Annotated in this window: 11 protein-coding genes and 1 rRNA gene; 1 reads left to right on the top strand and 11 read right to left on the bottom strand. The window is 61.0% G+C overall.

From position 1 onward, the window contains the following. Together O9H32_RS23545 and O9H32_RS23540 are read right to left on the bottom strand one after the other, a co-directional pair. Positions 1 to 583 (bottom strand): 16S ribosomal RNA (locus tag O9H32_RS23545); the annotation flags it as partial. A 505-nt stretch (positions 584 to 1,088) separates the two neighbouring features. After that, complete coding sequence (locus tag O9H32_RS23540) at positions 1,089 to 1,829, bottom strand: GTP pyrophosphokinase (RefSeq protein ID WP_269868559.1); 741 nt, start codon at positions 1,827 to 1,829, stop codon at positions 1,089 to 1,091. A gap of 295 nt (positions 1,830 to 2,124) precedes the next feature. Between O9H32_RS23540 and O9H32_RS23535 the strand changes: the two genes are divergently transcribed. Beyond that, positions 2,125 to 2,634 (top strand): DinB family protein, encoded by a 510-nt coding sequence (locus O9H32_RS23535; RefSeq protein ID WP_269868558.1) that lies wholly within the window; start codon positions 2,125 to 2,127, stop codon positions 2,632 to 2,634. Positions 2,635 to 2,783: 149 nt separating this feature from the next. Here the strand turns inward: O9H32_RS23535 and O9H32_RS23530 are convergent, their stop codons facing one another. From O9H32_RS23530 to O9H32_RS23490, 9 genes are all read right to left on the bottom strand, one after another. Further along, entirely contained in the window at positions 2,784 to 5,333 is a 2,550-nt protein-coding gene (locus O9H32_RS23530; RefSeq protein WP_269868557.1) for an Ig-like domain-containing protein, read from the bottom strand. A gap of 127 nt (positions 5,334 to 5,460) precedes the next feature. Next, positions 5,461 to 8,094 carry a glycosyl hydrolase family 95 catalytic domain-containing protein gene (locus O9H32_RS23525; RefSeq protein ID WP_269868556.1) on the bottom strand — a complete coding sequence of 878 codons (2,634 nt, stop codon included), beginning with the start codon at positions 8,092 to 8,094 and terminating at the stop codon, positions 5,461 to 5,463. Between the two features lie 22 nt (positions 8,095 to 8,116). Beyond that, positions 8,117 to 10,189, bottom strand: coding sequence for a glycoside hydrolase family 65 (locus O9H32_RS23520; protein ID WP_269868555.1), 2,073 nt, complete (start codon positions 10,187 to 10,189; stop codon positions 8,117 to 8,119). 188 nt (positions 10,190 to 10,377) lie between these two features. After that, positions 10,378 to 11,958, bottom strand: coding sequence for an extracellular solute-binding protein (locus tag O9H32_RS23515; RefSeq protein WP_269868566.1), 1,581 nt, complete (start codon positions 11,956 to 11,958; stop codon positions 10,378 to 10,380). Positions 11,959 to 12,027: 69 nt separating this feature from the next. Next, the gene (locus O9H32_RS23510; protein WP_269868554.1) at positions 12,028 to 12,897 is read right to left on the bottom strand and encodes a carbohydrate ABC transporter permease; all 870 of its coding nucleotides are present in this window, start codon (positions 12,895 to 12,897) and stop codon (positions 12,028 to 12,030) included. Continuing rightward, positions 12,897 to 13,796: an ABC transporter permease gene (locus O9H32_RS23505; protein WP_269868553.1), complete on the bottom strand. Its 900-nt coding sequence runs from the start codon at positions 13,794 to 13,796 to the stop codon at positions 12,897 to 12,899. The genes O9H32_RS23510 and O9H32_RS23505 overlap by 1 nt, the downstream gene beginning before the upstream one ends. 426 nt (positions 13,797 to 14,222) lie before the next feature. Then, positions 14,223 to 16,520, bottom strand: coding sequence for a helix-turn-helix domain-containing protein (locus tag O9H32_RS23500; RefSeq protein ID WP_269868552.1), 2,298 nt, complete (start codon positions 16,518 to 16,520; stop codon positions 14,223 to 14,225). Between the two features lie 155 nt (positions 16,521 to 16,675). Then, positions 16,676 to 18,991, bottom strand: a complete 2,316-nt coding sequence (locus tag O9H32_RS23495) for a glycoside hydrolase family 88/105 protein (protein ID WP_269868551.1) — start codon at positions 18,989 to 18,991, stop codon at positions 16,676 to 16,678. A gap of 25 nt (positions 18,992 to 19,016) precedes the next feature. After that, the gene (locus tag O9H32_RS23490; protein ID WP_269868550.1) at positions 19,017 to 20,306 is read right to left on the bottom strand and encodes a Gfo/Idh/MocA family protein; all 1,290 of its coding nucleotides are present in this window, start codon (positions 20,304 to 20,306) and stop codon (positions 19,017 to 19,019) included. Positions 20,307 to 20,517: the final 211 nt, after the last annotated feature.

The raw sequence follows: 20,517 nt of genomic DNA, 5'->3' as shown, positions 1-20,517 counted from the left end.
CGCGCGCTTTACGCCCAATAATTCCGGACAACGCTTGCCCCCTACGTATTACCGCGGCTGCTGGCACGTAGTTAGCCGGGGCTTTCTTCTCAGGTACCGTCATTCGCAGAGCAGTTACTCTCCGCGACGTTCTTCCCTGGCAACAGAGCTTTACGATCCGAAAACCTTCATCACTCACGCGGCGTTGCTCCGTCAGGCTTGCGCCCATTGCGGAAGATTCCCTACTGCTGCCTCCCGTAGGAGTCTGGGCCGTGTCTCAGTCCCAGTGTGGCCGATCACCCTCTCAGGTCGGCTACGCATCGTCGCCTTGGTGGGCCGTTACCCCGCCAACTAGCTAATGCGCCGCAGGCCCATCCGTAAGCCACAGGTTGCCCCGTGTTTCATGATCTCTCCATGCGGAGAAACCAGCTATCCGGTCTTAGCTACCGTTTCCGGTAGTTATCCCGATCTTACAGGCAGGTTGCCTACGTGTTACTCACCCGTCCGCCGCTAACCATTCCCCGAAGGAAATGATCCGCTCGACTTGCATGTATTAGGCACGCCGCCAGCGTTCGTCCTGAGCCAGGATCAAACTCTCCATTAAAGAAAAGCTGATGACTCATTACGGTTGACAATTGCGCTGCCGTAACCGGCATCTCAATTGCAACTGCATGGCAGAAACTCATTACTGAGCTTCTATATTTAACACTCACTCGATGTTCAGTTTTCAAAGGGCAATTCGATTCGTTAACCGCTTGTCTCAGCGGCGAGAATCAATGTAGCATATTTCATCTCATCGTGCAACCTACTAATGTTATCCAATCTAAGGATGACCCGAAAGACCAGCACCAGAAGAATTTCACATGCAGCTCTTAGCCGCGAGATGTAATCTATCATATTCACATCGAAAGATCAATACTTATTTTGGGGTTGACCTCCCCGGATTCAATCGGAGAGTATCCCGGTGCAACCGGGGAGTTGTAATGTACCACACCCCCGCAGGATAAGCAACCCTTCTATGTTTTCCAGCGGAGGAAGGAATAGAACCCTTCATTGAGGCTTAATAGAGGTGAAGCAGTTCGTCCCCATTTTGACCTCTACCCCTTCTATTATTCCTCCTCGCTCGCCATTCGCAGCAATGCTTCGGGCATGACGCCCCCCTGTTCATGGGTCATTTGAGTCATAACCGGGGAATCGGGATCCGCACTCTCGGCTGATTTGATTGTTTCTATCTCATGGTGCAGTTTCTCCATCTTCCGATCCAGAGCGGTTGCCGAATCGGCAGCGTCTTTCAACTCTTCCAACAGCCTCGGCGGTACAGCTCCATCGTATTTATAGAAGATTTTATGCTCAAGACTGGCCCAAAAATCCATAGCGATGGTCCGGATCTGGACTTCAACATATACAAGCTCCTGTCTGTCCGACATGAATACAGGCACTTGGATTAGAAGATGGAGACTCCGGTACCCATTGGGCTTCGGATGTTCTATGTAATCTTTGATTTGTACGACGTGGAGATCCGTTTGGTTTTTGAGCATATCGCTGATCCAGTATATATCTTCAATGAAGGAGCAAGTGATACGTAAACCCGCAATGTCTTTAATCGTTTCTCTTATGCCGGATAAAGTCGTGCTTCCTCCCTTCCGGTGTAATTTCTCCATTATACTCTCGGGCGATTTCACGCGGGATTTGGTATGTTCGATTGGATTGTATTCATGTAATAAATGAAATTCTTCATTAAGTATTTTAATTTTGGTCTCGAGCTCTGCCAAAGCAAACTTGTACATCATCATAAACCGCGTTACTTTATTTCTGAATAACCGAAGCTGGTCCAGCTGTTTCTTCTCCATACTTGATCTCCTGTCTGAAAGGATCTCTTTATTCTTCCCCCATTCTTGCCGCTTCATCAAGCTCGGCTGCAGTTCGCAGTCAGCACAGGACTTCCGGACGAGCATACTTGGCAGGGCATAGCTTAGCGAATTCATAACATCCTCCCTAATGCATTCTACGTAACGTAATGATTTTCCCTCCAACGGCTTGTGTTGAATCTATCCATTATATATAAATATTGACATATTCAACGAGACTCTTTTATACTGTGGGCGAGAATGGGTATATTCATAGTTATATATGCAGGAGGCTCTCATGATGGAGATACAAGCATTGGCAAGCACGGAGAAGATCCGGGAAGAACTGCTGCAGAGCGTGGGCAGCTTGTCTGACGATAAAGCGAACACGCGGACGGCCGAAGGCAAGTGGACCGTCGCCCAAGTACTCGAGCATCTCTTCCTGATGGAGCGCGCTATCGTCCAGGGGATGGGCAAAGCCCTTCAGTCGGCTGACAATCCGACGGACCGTAAGCCCTTCCACCTGTCGCTGGATCGCACACGCAGCATCGACGCCCCTTCTTTTGTCGAGCCTTCGCCGGAGCCCCAACCGGCAGATGAGCTTCTCCACAAGCTTGAAGGCTCCCGGACTGCGCTTCGGCAGCTGCTGGCAGGGATCGAGGATCCCGGGATCTTGACCCGCAAGTCGTACCCTCATCCGGTCTTCGGCCAGATGGACCTCGATCAATGGGTGGAATTCATCGGAACGCACGAAAAACGCCATCTGATGCAGATCGAAGAGATCAAGGGCGAGCTGCCTGCCGTATAACCTTATGAAGACGAAGGCGCTGCCCCTTAATGGGACAGCGCCTTTTTGGGGTGGTACGTCGGCAGTCCCCGTATCTTCCGAAGGCTGCAGAACATCAATCTCCGTGGCTCGATACGTACTCCTTCAACGGCTGCACCCCCGAATAATGCCTATTGATCCGCCGGGACACCGGCCTCAGATTCTTCATCCGGAGCTCCCACGCCGTCAACCGTGACTTCCTCCACCCGGATGAAAGGCATGCGGGGATCCCATATCAGGCTGAGCACCTTCGGTATAGACTGATTACCGTCCCTGTCGACGGCCCGCAGGGTGAACCGGTTCTTCCCCGGATGCAGACGAACATCCGCGATGAAACGCAGGGAAGGATCCACTTCCGCCTTTTGCCCGTTCACCGTCACACTCGCCTGTTCGCTGACGGATCCTGTGAGTCGGTACACCGCGGAGGCTACTGTCGCGTGACCGGCAGCCGCATCCCCGCCATACACGGACGAGGATACGGTTCCGCCCGCCTGGTCCAAACGGATCTCAGGAATACCGTGCAGACTGACCTGCCGGAACACCGACGTGTTGTAATTGTCGATGAGGTTGTTCTCCTCCGCCGCTTCCGCCGCAAGACCGATATAGACCTCGTTCATGCCAGGGAATAACGCCGAGGAAACGAGTCTCCAATCCGTACCGTTCTGCGAAATATAACCTTCCACCGTATCGCCGTTTTTGGCCAGCTTCACATAATACGGCGTGCGCAGGGCTACGATCGGCGGCGTCTCAGCCAGTGGCTGTCCCGTCTCCCCACGGTGATAGAATACACCGACGTAAGCTTCTCCACGGACCGACAAGGCCATCATGGCCTCCCTCGCCAAGGGCTCCAGGCTCTCCCGGATGATGACTCCCGACCGATTATGCGGCGTTGTATTCGTCAGCGTATCGATTCGGGCTACGATCTCACCGCTGCCCTTGAGCTTCCGGTAAGCCGTGTGGAAGGAATCGTTCTCCCGCCAGTTGCCGGCCCCCTTGACTGTAATGCTGTCACCGCTGAGCGACACATGGCCCCGGATGCCCGGCTCACCCACGTCCTTGGAGATCCACGGGTAAGCAGAACCCGGCGTGTTCACATGGACGGGTACCGTGGAGGAGTCTGTCGCATAGCCGCTGCTGTCGACCGCTTTGGCCCTCACGAAGTAGCTGCCGTCCTTCAAATTCTTCCACTCCATGATGTAAGGGGCTGACTTATCCTCTCCGAGGAGCACATCGTTAGCATAGAACTGCACTTTGGCGATCTCACCGTCGGGATCCTGCGCTTCGGCTCTCAGGGTCATCCTGCCACCGGTAATCGCAAGCTTGTTGATCTGCGGCGATGTCAGCCGCACTACCGGATTACGCTCCCCTTTCCACACGATGGAGTTCAGATACCGTTCAACGTGTGTGTACCCGCCCGGCGTCTGGGTGCCGTTGCGGTCTGCCGCATCCGCCGGATTCAGCCCCTCAGCGGTCTCCCAGGCATCCGGCATGCCGTCGTGGTCGGTATCCGCAGGCGCAGGAGCGCTCGCCAGTTCGGGCCATCCACCCACCTCCGACTGCGAATTAATCTGCCGGCCGGTCCGGTCCCGGACGTCGGCGGTCAACCGCGCATCCACGCTGTCGCGCTTCGGCAGCACCGCGCCCGCCTGCTCCAGCACCAGCCGGTACGCCTCCTCAGCCGTATGCGTCGTTACGGGATAGGCCGGGATCGGCTCGGATACCCGCTCCTTGCCCGCATCCAGCTCCACCCCGAGCCAGTTATCCGCAGTCACGTCAGGGAACGAATCCACTTCGTTGCCGTCCACGTAGACCCTACCGTTCGCGCCGGTCAGCTCATACAGATTAGTCCGCTCCGGGATGGCGGTATCCGGGCCGTATTTATAATAGTTGTTGATCATGTTCACATCTGCGTGGTCACCGCCGTAGGAGGTCTGGTAATTCCAGTTGTAGATGACATTGTTGCGAAAATCGAGCGTCTTGCTCTCTGTCAGCGTGCCCTTGTACCGGGCGTTGCGGCTGGCGTTATGGATGAGGAGATTGTGGTGATACGTCGAATTGCCCGCCCCCCACAAGCCGCCGAACCCATGGCGTCCCTTCTGGTGCCGGGACATATGCAGCGCCTCGCCCGCGATCGACCATTGGACGGTGACGTTGCGGTTCTCGTAAGGCGAGAGCACCTCATCGATCGCCCATGTGAACGAACAGTGGTCAATGATGATGTTCGCATGCTTGCGGATCGACATCGCATCTTCTTCGGCGAGTACGGTATCCCCGGGACGGAAGTGCAGGTGGCGGAATATGATGTTATCCGCGTCGACGATCACCGGATAGTGGTTGACCGAGATCCCGTCGCCCGGTGCCGTCTGTCCCGCAAAGGTGAGATTCGGGCTGCGGACGATGAGCTTCGACTTCAGGTTGATGTTCCCCGACACGCGAAAGACGATCGTCCGGTTGCCTTGGGAAACGGCATCCCTCAGGGAGCCGGGACCCGAATCATTCAGATTCGTGACCTCGTACACGTCACCGCCGCGTCCGCCGGTCGTGTACATGCCTCCCCCTTCCGCGCCGGGAAAAGCAGGCAGCGCCCCCTCCGCAGCGGCGGATAGGGGGATGGAGCCCAGCAGCAGCGACGGTACCAGCAGCGCTGCAAGCAGCCTCTTCGGTACTTGTCTCTTCATCATACATGCATCATCTCCTTAGAATGGAATCGGAACGAATCATCACAGCCAACCGGATAACCACCCTTCCTATGGCGGGCCGACCGTGCTCACCTCCCTTCTTGGGGGCTCCTCTCTCGCGCGTTAATCCCTACCTGGGCTCAGGAGCCGGCCGGAAACGGTCTGCAGCAGTCAACTTCAGCGAGCTGCCAGCAGCAAGCCGTAACCGGAAGGAGGACCCGGTGCTGCCGGTCGTCCAGCCGCCGCCTTCGGCTTCCACAGCCGTCAGCCGGAATCCCGGGGGCAGCGAAAGGAGCAGATCCGTCTCCCGCTCGGCGGCAAGCTCCGCCTCCAGATGTCCGTTCGGCAGATCCCAGGCGATCGTGACGCGGCCTGTCTCGAACCGCAGCCCCTGTACACTGCCCTGCCGCCAGGATGCCGGCAGGGCGGGAAGCAGCTTCACCCGGCCCCGTGCCGCACATAGCAGCATCTCCTGCACCGCCGATACCCAGCCCAGGTTCGCGTCCATCTGAACCGGTGCTCTACCGTAGGACAAGCTCACCCCCATATGTCGCCAGTCGTTGTGCACGGTATAAAGGTTATCCTGCAAGCAGGAGCGGGCGAGCATAGTCAGACACTCCAGCGCCCGTTCTCCGTCCTCCATGCGGGCATAGATATTCGCCAGATGAGCCCATGACCAGGCCGTCTGGTCCCCGATCCCGACCACCTGCCGCTTGCGCACCGCTTCCGCAAAAGCCCCGAAGAGCACCGGGTCACTCTCCCGCGCAACTTCATTGGCCGGGAAGACCGGATACATGTGCGAGATGTGCCTGTGGCGGTACCGGTCCGTAAAGGCGGGATGCAGCCACTCGCGGACCGCTCCGTCATCGTTAACCTCGTAAGCGGGAATCCGCTCCAGCAGGTGTCTCCACCGGTGGGCCTCATCAGGTTCCCCCTCCCCAGCGATCTCCGCAGCCTCCAGGAGATTCGTGAGCAGCTCCTTCAGGATGGCGAAGTCGAGCAGCGCATTGACCGCCGTCGGCATCGCATGGGCCATCTCTCCGAAGACGCCTTCTCCGGAAGTATAATTGCCCGGTGTATTCTCCGGAGACACGGACGGATACGAGAGCAGCCTGCCGTCTTCCCCTTCCACCAGAAAGTCCTCGAAGAACAGCGCTGCTTCCCTCATGAAGGGCAGCGCCCGTGTCCGGAGGAATTCCTCATCGCCGGTGAACCGGTAGTATTCATAAAAGTGGCGGGCCAGCCACCCCGCCGCGCCCGTCCAGTGCAGGATCACGGGCACGGTCTGGAACGGCTCGGCCATCCCGGGCGTCGTGCCTGCAGGGATGAAGAGGCCTCGGCAGCCGTACAGCTTCCTCGCGTTGTCCCGGAAGATCCCCAGCCGGGACTCGTAGTACTCCAGCATCGGCAGGATCAATTCGGACAAGCCGCCGGCCGCCGCGTGCCAGTACATCATCTGCACATTCTCGTTGGCCATATAGTGGCTCCACACGGCCTTGTAGTCTCCGCACCACAAGCCGTACAAGGAGAAGGGAAGCCCGCCGGGGCGGGTACCTGAGATGAACAGATACCTGCCGTACGCCCACAGCAGCTCTGCCAAAGCAGGCGTCAGCTCCCCGTCGTACACCTCTTGGAGCAGCTCATCCGTATAGGCGGACGCATCCCCCTCTTCTCCCCCCAAATGCAGATCCGCGGTATTCATCAAAGGCCCGTGAAGTGCCGTATGGCGTTCAAGCAGCTCGCCGTACGTGCACTTCGTCACCCCCAGCTCCACTTCAAGCCGCGGCCAGGCCTCAGAGCGTTCTCCCCTGGTGAAAATTTTCACCAGGATCAGCACACTAGCAGCGCCGGCAACGGAAAGCAGACCGTTCTCCGCAGTCAGGGTGCCCCCTACAGGCACAGCCCGGAGTACCGCACCGAAATCCGTCCCGTCATCATTGCGCGCGGCATACCGGATATACCCGTCCGAAGCCGTGTTCTCCATCGTCCCGGCGACATAAGCGGGAATGTCCGGACGGCTTGCCGTCCCTTTCTCATGGGGCTGCAGCAGAAGATCTGCATCGATGACGCCCCCCTCCGCCCGGAGCTCATAGACGACCAGGTCGTCCCGGCGGGAGACGAAGAGCCGCCTCTCGTAAGCCGCCTCTTCTTCCTCCCAGCTGACCGTGACTTCCCCGCTCTCCATGTCGAGCTCCCGGCGGTAGCGGCGAAAGCCCGCCCGGGCCGTGCGGTTCACCTTCAGGTCCGCCAGCGGCAGCGGCGTCTCGCGGACCGGCTCGTACCCGGCCTCGCGGAGCCTGCCCTCCAGCCTCCCGTTCGCTTCGCGGTACCGGCCGTCGTCCATCAGGCCCCGGATCTCGGCCAGCGTCCCGCTGACATCCGGCAGCGCGTGCTTCGTGCCTCCGGTCCACAGCTCTGCGTGGGTCAGGAGCACGGTTTCGCTGCCGATGGCCCCGTGTACGGCTGCGCCGACAAGGCCGTTGCCGGACGGCAGCGCCTCCCGCCACAGCTGGCCCCACCACGACGCCGGCCTTCGCAGGACCAGCGTGCGCCGGCTCCTACGGCGGGAAGACTGCCGTGCTTCAGCCTGATCAGCCTCCGTATGCTGCGATCCCCTCATGTCGCATGCCTCCTCATCTGCTGTGATCCGGCTACGCGGGGACGCTTCATCTGCCAGCCTCTGAATGGCCCACGGCCTGCCGGTCCGGACCTCCCTGTCCCCCATCCCCTGCGTCCAGCCGCTCCATAGGCGTAACCTTGTCATGTTGTACCTCCTGCCGGCCGGCTTACAGCCAAGGATTCAGCCCCTCGGCCCGGACAGTCCAGCTGCCGTCCGCGGGAAAGCCTGGGGCATGCCCCTCCGGCCCGCCCTGCCAGCCGCCGGCCATCAGCGCCACTGCCGCCAGCAGCCCGCCGTTGCCAGGCAGGTAGGCAGTGAGTCCTGGACGCTGGTAATTGTGGCCATTGGGCAGGTACGTGTTCTTGACCTCTTCCTTCAGAAGCAAATCCACGGCCAAGGCTCCCTCTCCCAGCCGGGCGGCGGTCATGGCTGCCATCGGAAAATCCCAGCCCCATGACGTATCCCACCGCCAGCTCTCCAATACCCGGCCGAGTGTAGCCCGCATCACTTCGGGCTTCACGAGCTTGCCGGGCAGCAGGCCGAGCGCCCCGAGCATCGAGGGATGATCCGTGTTGAAGGCGGTGTAGGTGTCCGGGCAGCGCTCATGCGCCAGGTACACGCCGTCCCCCTCGGGCAGTGCCGAGAGATGGCGGCAGACGCGCTGCCAGCGGTCCGGCACCGTCCGCCCGAGCCGCTCAGCCCAGCGGGTCGCGGTCTCCAGCCCGTGATGCCAGTATTCCAACTCGTAGGCCGGGTTCAGGCAGCCCGCGGGCTTGTGGTTCTCCTGGGCCGGGATCAGCGGGGGCCCGAGCACATACCGGCCTTCCGCCTCGTCCCAGGCGGCGAAGGAAGCCATGAAATCTGCGGACTCGAGCACGATGTCCGCGAAGCGTTCCAGGGTCTCCGGGGTCGGATCGGCCCGGTAGACCAGCTCCGCGAACACGATCGGGTGCGGCTGCTGCCAGATCAGCAGCGCCGCGATCGGCGACGGGCTCTGGTCCCCTTCGGGACCGACCATCTTGGGCCACCTCGCACCCGTGTAGCCCTGCGAGGCCGCCAGTTCCTTGGCCTTCGGCAGGATGGTCCGGTACCAGTCCATGCTGCGCAGGAGCAGCTCCGTCCGGCCCCACAGCGGAAAATGCACCGCATGCCACCAGTGCATCTCAAGATGCGGCTTGCCAAACCAGCTGTTGTAGAGCAGCCCTGTCTCCTGCGGAGGCACGGAGCCCGCCGAGTGGATGGCGGTCAGAAACTGGGAGAGCACGATGCGTCGCTCCAGCTCAGGGGCGCGGGGGTCCTTGCTGTCCGCCAGCTCCACAGCCGCCCCCTCCTGCCAGAAGCGCTCCCAGTGCCGGCAGCTGGCCTCCAGAACGCCGCTGGCTCCGGGCAGCTCCGACGGCTGCCGGTCCTGCGGAGCGAACGAGAGCGTGAGCTCCAGCCGTCCGCCGGAAGCCCCGCACCGTAGGACGAACGCATGCGGCTCCTCCTCCGGCTTCAGCTCTCCCTCCGAGAGCCGGAGCAGCGCCCCATAGCTGTCCTCATCCATCGTCCGCCGGATAAGGAAGCTGCCGTCCCTGCACCGCTCAAGTACGCTGCGGTGCTCCTCCGGCCCGCCCCAGTGCAGCCCCGTCGTCCGGTCCCACGACCGGGAGGTCACTCCCGGTGCGGGGAACCGGAGAGACAGCCCCAGCCGGCCTTCCGCGAGCAGCGGGCTCTCTACCGTCACCCCGATGCCGTCATGTTCCGGATGACAGACGGTCTGCACCGTCACCGGGACGCCGCCGGCCAGGAACCGGCTGGTCAGGATGCCTGTCCACAGATCCAGCGTCTGCTCCGCCTCCGTGATGTCTTCCGGCGTCATCCGGCCGCCGGACTCCCGCTCGAGCAGCAGGCCAAGCTGGCCGAGCTGCAGCCGGTGCGGATTCTGGCGCAGCCAGTGGTACGCCTCCTCGCGGTCCTCGGCATGCACCGGATAACCGCCGAGCCCTGTCTCTTCATCGCGGTACTGCAGCCGGACATCGTCCAGCGTCCAGACGCCGCGGCCTCCCGTAGAGTGCCATCCCCACTGGGACTGGGTACCGAGCGGGACTTCATACGCTTCCGGGAACGTCTGCAGCCCTGTCAGGTCAGCGGTGAACGCGAACTCCCCGTTGCCGACGGACAGCGGCGAGAGCGGCAGCACATCCCGGATCACCGGATTGTGCCGGCTCACCAAAGCCTTGCGGTCGATTGTAGACATAGCTCCTCCTAAGATAAACGGCTTCGCCGTCCTTTACGGACGATGCGCATTAATAACTGTTACAGATGACGGAAACGGACCTTTCCGAGTCCTGGCATCGGATTATGGGTGCACACACTCTCCCGCATCGCGCCTATTCATGACACGCAGCCGCCCTGCTCATAAAGCGCAGATGGCAGCCGCTCCCCTTACTGCTTCTGGTACTGCTGCACCCGGCCGTACCATTCCTGCACGCGCTTCGTGACCGCGTCACCGCCGGAGGACTTCCATTTCTCTACGAACTCGTCGAACTTCTCCAGCGGCCATTCGCCGATGATCATCTTGGCCACATACTGCTGAAACAGCTTGTGCGACTGGATGTCCGGGAAGCCCTCATAGACAGAGGAGCTCATGCCATCCCCGGCGATCCGGCGCGCCTGTGCGATCCCAACCTCGAAGATGTCCATCACCATCTTCACTTGATCGGGCGAATACGTCTGCTCAATCCGCTTCTGCATCGTCTCTTTCGTGCTGAAGTTCTGCATGCCGAGCGCGATCGGGCGTTCCTCCGACTCCGGCAGCAGCTTCTTCACCCCGTCCACCACTTCATGCTGGAGTCCCTCAATCCCGAAGCGGACGAACTCCTCATTCTCCGGATTGTAGTAGAAGTCGAGCAGCTTGAGCGCATTGGGCGCGTTCTTCTCCGAAGCTGCCGGAATCATCCATTCGACCTCGCCCATGGATTTTTGCGTCACGAAGCCCGTGAAGCCTTCCACCTTCGGAAGCGGCATGCCGGCCACATAGGCGTCCGGCGCCGTCTTTTTCATCGCCGCATACTTGTCCTTGAGCGAAGCTGGCAGGTGGTACCAGTGGCCGACCAGGTTGTTGTTGATCTTCGCCTGCCATACCTCCCCTTTATTCAGGAACGTCTCGGTATCGAGCAGCTTCTCCTTGTACATATCCCGGATCATCGCGATCGCCGCCTTCATGTTCGGCGTGATGCCCGCGTACTGGATCTGTCCGTCATAGATGTCCCACTCCGGGTTGCCCTCCCACATCGCGACGCCGTACATCCCGAACAGGTGGTCCATCCACTTCCCGAGCTCGCGTCCAGTCGTCGGCAGCTCATCCGCCTTGCCGTTGCCGTTCGGGTCCTTGTCCCGCATCGCCCGCATCATCTCGAAGTACTGCTCCTTCGTCTGCGGCATCTGCAGGCCCAGTTTATCCAGCCAATCCTTGCGGATCATCGGAACGCGCTCGGGAATCGTATACACCTTCGGTACAAAATAAATCTTCCCGTCCGGCGATGCCGCCCGCACAATATCCCATGCTTCCTTCGGGATCAGCTTCCACACGCTCGGCGCATACTTCGGAAGCAGGTCGTCGAGCGGCAGCGCGCCTCCCTGCTGGATCAGCGTCTGCTCTACGCCCCCGATGGGCCGCAGAATATCCGGCAGATCGTCGGAGGCGATCATCACGTTGAGCGTCTCGGCCGGATCGGAGCCCGGAGCCGAGGTCATGAGCTGATACTCGACCCCCGTCCGCTCTGCAATATACTGGATGTGCGCGTTGCTTTCTTCGGGAATTTTGCCCTTGCCGAGGTGGCTCTTGAACACGCGGACCTTGACCGGCTTGCCGTCCTGGCCCGCTTCCGCAGCGCCCTGTTCCGCTCCCTTGTCGGAACTGCAGCCCGCCGCCAATGCCGCCGCCAGCAAGATCGCCAGACCCGACCGGACTGTCGTACCGTAATGCAGCTCCCCTAACCCAAACCTGCTGCTCTCCATGACCATCGCCATCCCCCTTCGTATATTCCCCTTGATAGTACCGTCCGCTATTCACCCTTGATAGTACCGCGCTATTCACCCTTTGATAGAACCGATGAGCGCTCCCTTGATAAAATACTTCTGCAGGTACGGGTAGACGAGCAGAATCGGTACCGCTGCGAAAATAATGGTTGCCGCATGCAGCGTCGCCGCATTGTAATCGAACGTGCCGACCATTTGATTCGTCGTGATCAGTTCCTCATTGCTCATGAGATACTCCCGCAGCTTCATCTGAAGCGGCCACAGGTCCGGATTGCGGATGAAGAGGACGGCCCGCTGGAACGTGTTCCAGTACCCGACGGCATAGAAGAGGCTGACTGTGGCGAGCACCGGCTTCGAGAGCGGCAGGCAGATCTGGAACAGGATGCGCAGATCGTTGCAGCCGTCCATCCGTGCCGAGTCGTCCAGCTCCGGCGGAAGCTCCATGAAGAACGTGCGGATGATGATCATATTGAAGGTCCCGATGAGGCCGGGAATGATCAGGGCCCAGAACGAGTTGAGCAGCCCTAGCGCCTTCACGGTGAGGAAGAAGGGAATGAGCGGCGCGTTGAAGATCATCGTAATCACGATCCCCAGCATGACCCCCTTGCGGATCAGGAACGACCGCTGTGCCAGCGGGTAGGCGGTCAATACCGTGAACAGCATGCTCATCGCCGTGCCGACGACCGTGATCGTCACCGTGACCCAGAAGGCCCGCCAGAGGTCATCCTTGTTCAGGATATAGTCCCAGGACGCCAGCGTAAAATCCACCGGAAACAGCAGCACCTGCTTCGCGTCGGCGGCATAGGGCGAACTGAGCGACACGGCGAGCAGATGCAGCAGCGGCAGCACCATCGACAGCGAGGCCGCCGCAAGGAAGAGGTAATTGAACGGCTTGAACAGCGTTTCACCCCAGGTTTCTTTCATCACCACAACCCCTGTTCCGATTTTCTAGCTAATCTGTTAAATATCCACAAGAGCAGGAAGCCGATGACGGATTGGAACAAGCCGATCGCCGTCGTGACGCTGTACTGCGCCTGCAGCACGCCCGCCCGGTACACATACGTCTCGATGATATCCCCGACCGAATACGTCATCGGGGTGAGCAGGTTGAACACCTGGTCGAAGCCGAGCTCGAGAAAGTTGCCGATCCGCAGGAGGAACAGCACCAGAATCGTAGGCATCAGCGACGGAAGCGTGATGTAGACCGTCTGCTTCCACTTGTTCGCCCCGTCGACTACCGCCGCCTCATACAGGTGCGGATTGACGCCCGCAAGCGCAGCCAGATAGATAATCGTTCCCCAGCCGACCTCCTTCCAGATCCCCGAGAGCACGACGATCGAACGGAACATCGACTCCTGCTGCATGAACAGGACCGGGGAGAGACCGAACCAGCCCCGGATCATATTCGCGACTCCCTGCGCGGATAAGAGCTCGAAGACAATACCCCCGACCACGACCCACGACAAGAAGTGGGGCAGGTAGAACAAGCTCTGGAACAGCTTCTTGGCGAGCGCCAGCCGCACTTCGTTGAAGAGGAGCGCCAGGAAGATCGGGGCCGGGAACCCGAAGACGAGATGGTACAGCGCGAGCAGGAGCGTATTGCGCAGCACATTGTAGAAATCAGGGTACGCGAAGATGAAACGAAAATTATCCAGTCCCACCCAAGGGCTGTTCCAGATGCCCCGCATGATCTGGTACTTCTGGAACGCGATGATGCTTCCTGCCACAGGCACGTACTTGAATACGATATAGAAGGCAATGCCCGGCAGGATCATCAGGTACAGCATCCAATGCTTCTTGACGTTCTGCCAATACTTGGCCAATCGTCACACCGCCTTTCTCCTGACTGTGAGTCCATAATGATTATGGGATTGGCCTCATCGTACCCGGCGCAAGCTGGCTGCGGCAATCGCTCATTCCGCTATCCCGTGCGCCAAACCGGGACGGCACGCCGTTCTGAAGGATCGGTTGGTTCCGTGGCTGTTCGGTTGACCCGGGATGAGGCCTGGAACGGCGCCCATTTCCCGAACACGATCGTCAACTGCAGAACCGCATTAGCGGCAGACCGGCCACAAGGTCCCGAAGCACGCTGCCCAGTCCAATCCATTACCTGCCCCCAGGCGCTCGGTCTGCCGGCTTCGGACAGCCCCTTGCGCCCAAACGAAAAAGCCCCTCTGGAGCGGATCGGATGTCTGCTCCAAAAGGGGTTACACGGACTGCTGCCTTGGCTGCGGGACGTCTCCTGCCCGTCATTCAACCGGCGCCGCTTTCGCCTTCATCAGCTCCCGGTATCTCCCCGGTGTGATGTCCTTGTACTTGCGGAAGACCCGGATGAAGCTGTTCTCATGCTGGTAACCGACCATGGTGGCGATATCCGCAATCTTGCTCGGGGTCTGCAGCAGCAGTTCCCCTGCCCGCTCCACCCGCAGTCCCGTCAGGTAATCATGGATCGTCTCGCCAGTCTCCTGCTTGAACAGCTGGGAGGCCAGGGAGATGGAGATGCCGGCGGCGGACGCAATATCCTGAACGCCGACATTGTCGCCGAGGTGCATCCGCATGTATTCAATCATGCCCTGGACTTGCAGATACTCCTTGCTGCGGGCTGTCCGGGCGAAGCTATCTGTGAGCTCCCGGATCTCTGCACCCATCGCTTCGCCAATCTCCGTCAGCGGCATCGTCTCCCCGTAAGGGGCCTCCTGTGCTTCAGGCCTGCCGCCGTTCTCCTTGGAGCGGGAGATCCCGCTCAGCCTGCGCCTCAGGGTGTTCACGTAGGACAGCGCAGCGGCCGGCGGAGTCCGGGCCTCCTCAAGCTCCCGTACGATCCGCTCCCACAGGCACATCGCATGGTCTGCGGCTCCCGCTTCCACCGCGTCCGCCAGCCCGCCGATCAGCGATTCGGACGGGAGGGTGACCGCCTCCGTTCTCCATTGAAGCGTTTCATCATAAGGGATCACACTGCCGCAGCCAAGATACAGCCGGTATGCGAGCGCCGTCTCGGCCTCCTGCATAGCGGTCTGCAGCGCACCGGCATCCGGGCACGGCCGGCTGATGCCCGCCGAGATGCTGAAGCTCAGCAGGCGCCGGATCGTCTCCTCCGCCTCGCCCAGCAGCTGTTCCGGGCCTGCAGCCGCTGCTTCCAGCGGCTGCAGCAGCAGCGCCATCCGGTCATTGCCGAGATCCAGGCATACGGTCCGCCACTTGGCCGCGAACAGCTCCTCGGTAATGTTGGCAAGCGCATATTTGAGGAGCAGATGATCGTGGTCCGGATAGCGGCGTACCCATTCCCCGTACCGGTCAATCGAAAAAACGGCTACGGTAAGCGGCACCTCCGGCCATTCCCGGAAATAGCAGGACCACTTGTGCCGCCATTCCTTGGACGAGCGGATCTGCCCTGCCAGCGCCTCCTTCACGAACTTGGAGGCCGCTTCCGGCATCGTCTGCCGGATGAGCTGCGACAGCTTGTCATGGTCGCTGAGCAGCCTGCCGGTCACCTGCTCGAGATCGTTCAGATCGGTGGAGACGCCATCCTTTTTGTATGCATGCAGCATGGACCGCATACGGCGAACGGGCTGGAACGCAACGGAATTGATATGGACAATGGTCCATGCGCCCAGCAGCAGCGCACCTGCGGCCACCAGGAGGACGACGTCGCGGATCTTCTCCGTCTTCGCCAGCAGCGCGTCCTGGGAGACGAGCGAGACGAATTCCCACTGCGTAAGCTGGGAGCGGGTATGCGACAGGAGCAGCCTGCCGCCTGGGTAAGCCAGCTCGCCGAACTTCTCCCCTCCAAGCTCATGCAGCGCATCCCGTACCATGCCGGCATCCACGCCCAGTTCTTCTTCCCCCGCCGCGAAGACCAGCTCCCCTCCCGAATCGAAGATAAACTGCGGGCTCTTCAGGCTCGACACCTCACTGCCCGTGATCTGCGAGAACAGCGCATTGTGGTTAAAATTCACCGCGATATACCCTTTGCTCTCGCCCGCGATCTTGATCGTACGGTACAGCGACACCTGGTCGCGGCCGGCACGGCTCGTGCCTTCCGGAAGCTTGCGGCTTGCGATCATCATCGGGCTGCCGCCCATCGCCTCCGCTTCCTTGACCCAGGTGTTGTCCGGAAACGTCTCAGGACGCGAGCTGTAGCCATCCGGATAGCCGATGAAGCTCTGCCGCTCCTTGTCATATATATGAATGCTGTCAAGGTAGGGGGAGTTCAGGAACAGAGCATCGAGCACCTCATAGAGCTGCTTCGTCGGGCCATATGCCCCCTGCTCGGTTGTTGTGAGAAATTCCCGCACTGCCGGGTGCAGCGAGACCTTGACCGCCAGCCGGTTCGCCTCATCCACCTGCTTGTCGATATAGTTCATCCCGATCCGCAGCTTGAGATGCTGGGGCTCGCTGAGCTCGCTCTGCAGCACGGACTTCGAGGTATAGTAGGAAGCGAGTCCCACCGTAAAGATGATCAAAGAAACCGAAAGCGTCATGATCAGCACCAGCCGGGTTTGGGTATTGCGCCAATTGCCCTTGAGCCACTCCTGGAATCTGGACATCCCGTCACCTCCCGTGTGTTTAGATGAAAGCGCACTCTTTTTTTATATTCGACTGGGAGGTGCCAATTCCTACCTGGAGTGGAGGCTCCCATAAAAAACAGACAGCCGGTGAGAGCTTCACACGGACTGTCTGTCGTATTGGAGTGGCCGTGCCGTCAGGCCAAGGCTTGCTTGCTGCGGCGGCCTGCGGCTGCATCTTGCGCCAGATACGACCGCAGGCGCAGCGTCTCGATTCCCGCCAGCAGTACGATGCCGATGCCGTGGGTATCGTTGAGGAGCCAGGACAGCCGCTCCTTGTAATACAGCGCCGAGTAGGAATAGCCCGAGCCGCGGCACACGCCGTACACGTTGCCGTGCTTGTCGATGCAGGTGCGGGTGAGCCCGTCGAACCCTCTGCGCACCGCCTGCACATAGGGAGCCGGGTCCTGCAGCCAGCCGAAGCGGACGCCCCGGGAGAAGGCATAGATGAACATGGAGGTGCAGGAAGCCTCCGGGTATGACTGCGGATCCGTCAGCACCTGATGCCACAAGCCGTCCTCATCCTGCAGCGCAAGGTACCCCGAGCACAGCTCGCGGTAGAAGCCCAGGATCTCAGGGCGCTTCGGATGCCCTTCCGGCATCGTCTCGAGCAGCTCGGTCAGCGAGAAGAGCACCCAGCCGTTGCCGCGGCCCCAAGCTACCGTATTGGGCTTCCCGAAGCGCAGGTTGTAGACATGGTGCATGATGCGCCGCTCCGGCATGAACAGCAGCTCCTTGTACTGCAGGAACTGGTTGGCCGCATCCGTCAGGTAAGCCTCGTCGCCCGTCAGCTCATAGTACCGGCACAGGAACGGGGTGCTCATATAGAGATCATCGCACCATACGGTCCCGTGCATGAGCTGGCTGTGCCCCCTTCTGCGGTACAGCATGCCGCTGGGCAGACGGTCCTGCTCGCGGGAGATATACTCCGCGATCCGGTCCGCCGCCCACCGGCCTCCCGGCAGCTCCCGCTCCCGGAGAATCCGCAGCAGCGTGGCACCGAAAGAACCGCAGTCATCCAGCGAATCGATCAACGCCAGCTGGTGGTTCGTCCCCGGGCCGCCGTACTGCTGCGCATCCCACAGGGAGTATTCGCCAACCCGGGTGCACTGGCCGATATGATCGGCAGCATAGTCGATGTAATCCGCCCGGCCGAGCTCCCTGCCGGTCTCCAGAATACCGTAGAGCGTCACCCCGAGCGGATAATTCCACCGGCCGAACAGGGGGTTCTCCAGGTACGGCCTCACCCATCCGTCCGGCTGGTCGACCCGCCAGTAGACCCGCTCTTCTCCTTCGCCGAACAGCGTCTCCATGGTGGGCACATCTTCGATGGAAGGCTCCGTACCCCGGCGGAAGGGCCCGAGGTACAACCAGGGCTCTTCCATCCCCCGCACCGGATAGGGCTGCACCCACCGCACTTCCTCCGCTCCTCCCTGGACGTCCACTTCAAAGGGCTCGAATTCGAAGCCCCATGCCGCCGCGCCTTCACCTCCGCCTTCGCTGCGGATCACAAAATCATGGGCGCCTACCGGTACCTGCAGCGCTACAGCGATAGCCGCCGCGCTGCCGCCGCCTTCCGCCGGGGTCTCGTACACAAGCCGCCCCCCGAGATAGAGCGCGCAGCGGCCGGTGCAGCGGCCCTTCAGCGTGACCTCGCCAGGCGCCGCGCCCCGGTTATCCAGCTTCGCCCAAGCGAAGGCCAGCTTCCCGTGTCCCGTCTCCCCCAGCACCCGGGCGAAGCGGCCGCGCTGCTCCGCCTCCGCGTCCCAGGTCCTCTCCGGCAGCCACCGGACCGGCGAGCTGATCTCCTGCGCCAGCGACCCGATCCGGAACGGCTCGCTTCCCGGAGCCCCCATCGGCTCGGCGCCCGAGAGCTCCGCCTCCGCCGGTTTCACCCCGTACCACCTGGCCGCCTGCGGCTCGCTGTAGACCCATCCTTCCTGCCCTTCCCGTTCCTTGGTCGGAGCCAGGAAGTGCAGCGGCGCCGCCTTGATGAGCCCGGTGCCGAAGCGGCCCCCGCAGCCTGTCGCTGCGCTCGTGAACTCGAGCACCACCTGGTTCCATCCCCGGCGCAGCGGCGCATTGAACTCCGCCGTCTGCTCGGGCAGCACATCGTCCCGCTGGTTCGACTGGAATACCCAGGCGTCGTTCACGAACACCCGGACGGGTCCGTAGCAGGAGATCCGCAGGGGCTGCTCCCCCTCCTGCTCCGCCCACAGCTTCGCCCAGGCATACACAAACTGCCCGCCCTCCAGCTCCCCGAGCTTCTCCGCCAGGTTCATCTCATACCGGTACTCCGCGTCCCGGCGGAAGCCGCCCTTATGGATCACCCGGTACACCGGCGGCAGCTTCGGGTTCGCCCCGATATAGCGGTTCGCCACCGCCGCCAGCATGTCCTCTGTCCGCCCGGCTGTGCGTTCGGCGATCGATTCGTGTTCTTCCACGTAAGCCATATCCGTTCCCGCTCCCTTCGCGTTTTTAGATTCGCACCAGATCGTCGACCCTGACAGGCTGTCCCGTCCGGATCGACCGGTTGGCCGCGATGCCGGTCAGAATGGATCTCGCACCGTCCACGTGGTCCGCCGCCCGCCGGAACGGGTCTTCCCCCGGCTCGCCGAACAGGTCGTTCAACAGCGCGGGGTCCCCGCCGCCGTGACCACCCGCCGCAAGCTCCACCTCCACCTCGTACGGCTTGCCGAACATCGGGAACACGCGGATCGAGCGGCTCTTCACCGCGCCCTCCTGCGCCTTGTCTCCCCCGGAGTTCACGTAGGATTTCTCTCCGACCGACATCTCGATACGGCCCTTGCTGCCGTTGAAGGCAATCCGGTATCCTTCCCAAGGCAGGTAGGCGTTCAGCGAATACGTCAGGATGGCGTTATTCTTGTACCGTACCATGACACCCATCGTGTCCTCGATGGAGATGCCGTCCCCGAACACGCTTTGGTCGCGGCGGTACCCGTCTTCGTGCTCCGCATCCAAGTACATCGCCTTGAGGTTCTCGTTGCGATCCAAATGCAGGGCGAACGGATCATCCTCCGCCTGCGGATTCCCTGTGGCCCGGTCATAGAACCGGGTCTCGCCCCGCCGCTCCGCATTCTCCTTGCCGTAGAACAGCAGATCGCCGAACGCGAACACCGTATCCGGCCGGGAGCCGATCCAGAAGTTCACGAGATCGAAGTGGTGTGTCGACTTGTGGACGAGCAGCCCGCCGCTGTTGCGCTTATCGCGGTGCCAGCGCCGGAAGTAATCGGCGCCATGCTTGTGGTTCAGCAGCCACTCGAAGTGCACGGAATGGACATCCCCGATCGTGCCGCCCGCGATCAGCTCGCGCGCCTTCGTATGGTGCGGGGCATACCGGTAGTTGAACGTGACGCGGACCCTGCGTCCCGTCCGTTCCACCGCGTCCAGGATCGCCTGGCATTTGTCCTCATCCACCGTCATCGGCTTCTCCGTGATGACATCGCAGCCGAGCTCGAGCGCCCGGATGATGTACGTATGATGCGTACGGTCCACCGTAGTCACGATGACCGTATCCGGCTTCACCTCCCGGATCATCCGGTCGAAGTCTTCCGCCTTATACGCCGGAACGGCTGCCGCGCCGTACACTTCCGTAAGACGCTTGTTCGCATAATTCATCCGGGTCTCATTCGTGTCACAAAAGGCCAGCAGTTCCGACGTCTCCTTGAACTGCGTGGCAATCGCGGACCAATAAAACTCCGCCCGCCCTCCGGATCCTACCAGCACATACGTTTTTGGGGCACCCATAACTCCAGTTCCTCCCTCAAGTTCCACCGGCTGCAGCGCCCTCCTAAAGGACCGCGTCCCTGTGTTCTTCTCTTTCTCGGGATTATCGTACCGCGGGTCTCCATACGTCTCAACCGCCCGTTCCCCCAGGGCATGGACCATTGCGGTAGTCCCCGGCGGTCTGCAGGATCGGTTGGTGCCGTGGCGGTTTGGTTGGTTGCGGATGCACGAC

The organism is Paenibacillus caseinilyticus, assembly GCF_027533645.1.
In the GTDB taxonomy this organism is placed as follows: domain Bacteria; phylum Bacillota; class Bacilli; order Paenibacillales; family NBRC-103111; genus Paenibacillus_G; species Paenibacillus_G caseinilyticus.
Note: the sequence above shows the minus strand (reverse complement) of the source record. Positions and strands in the feature narration are given on the sequence as shown.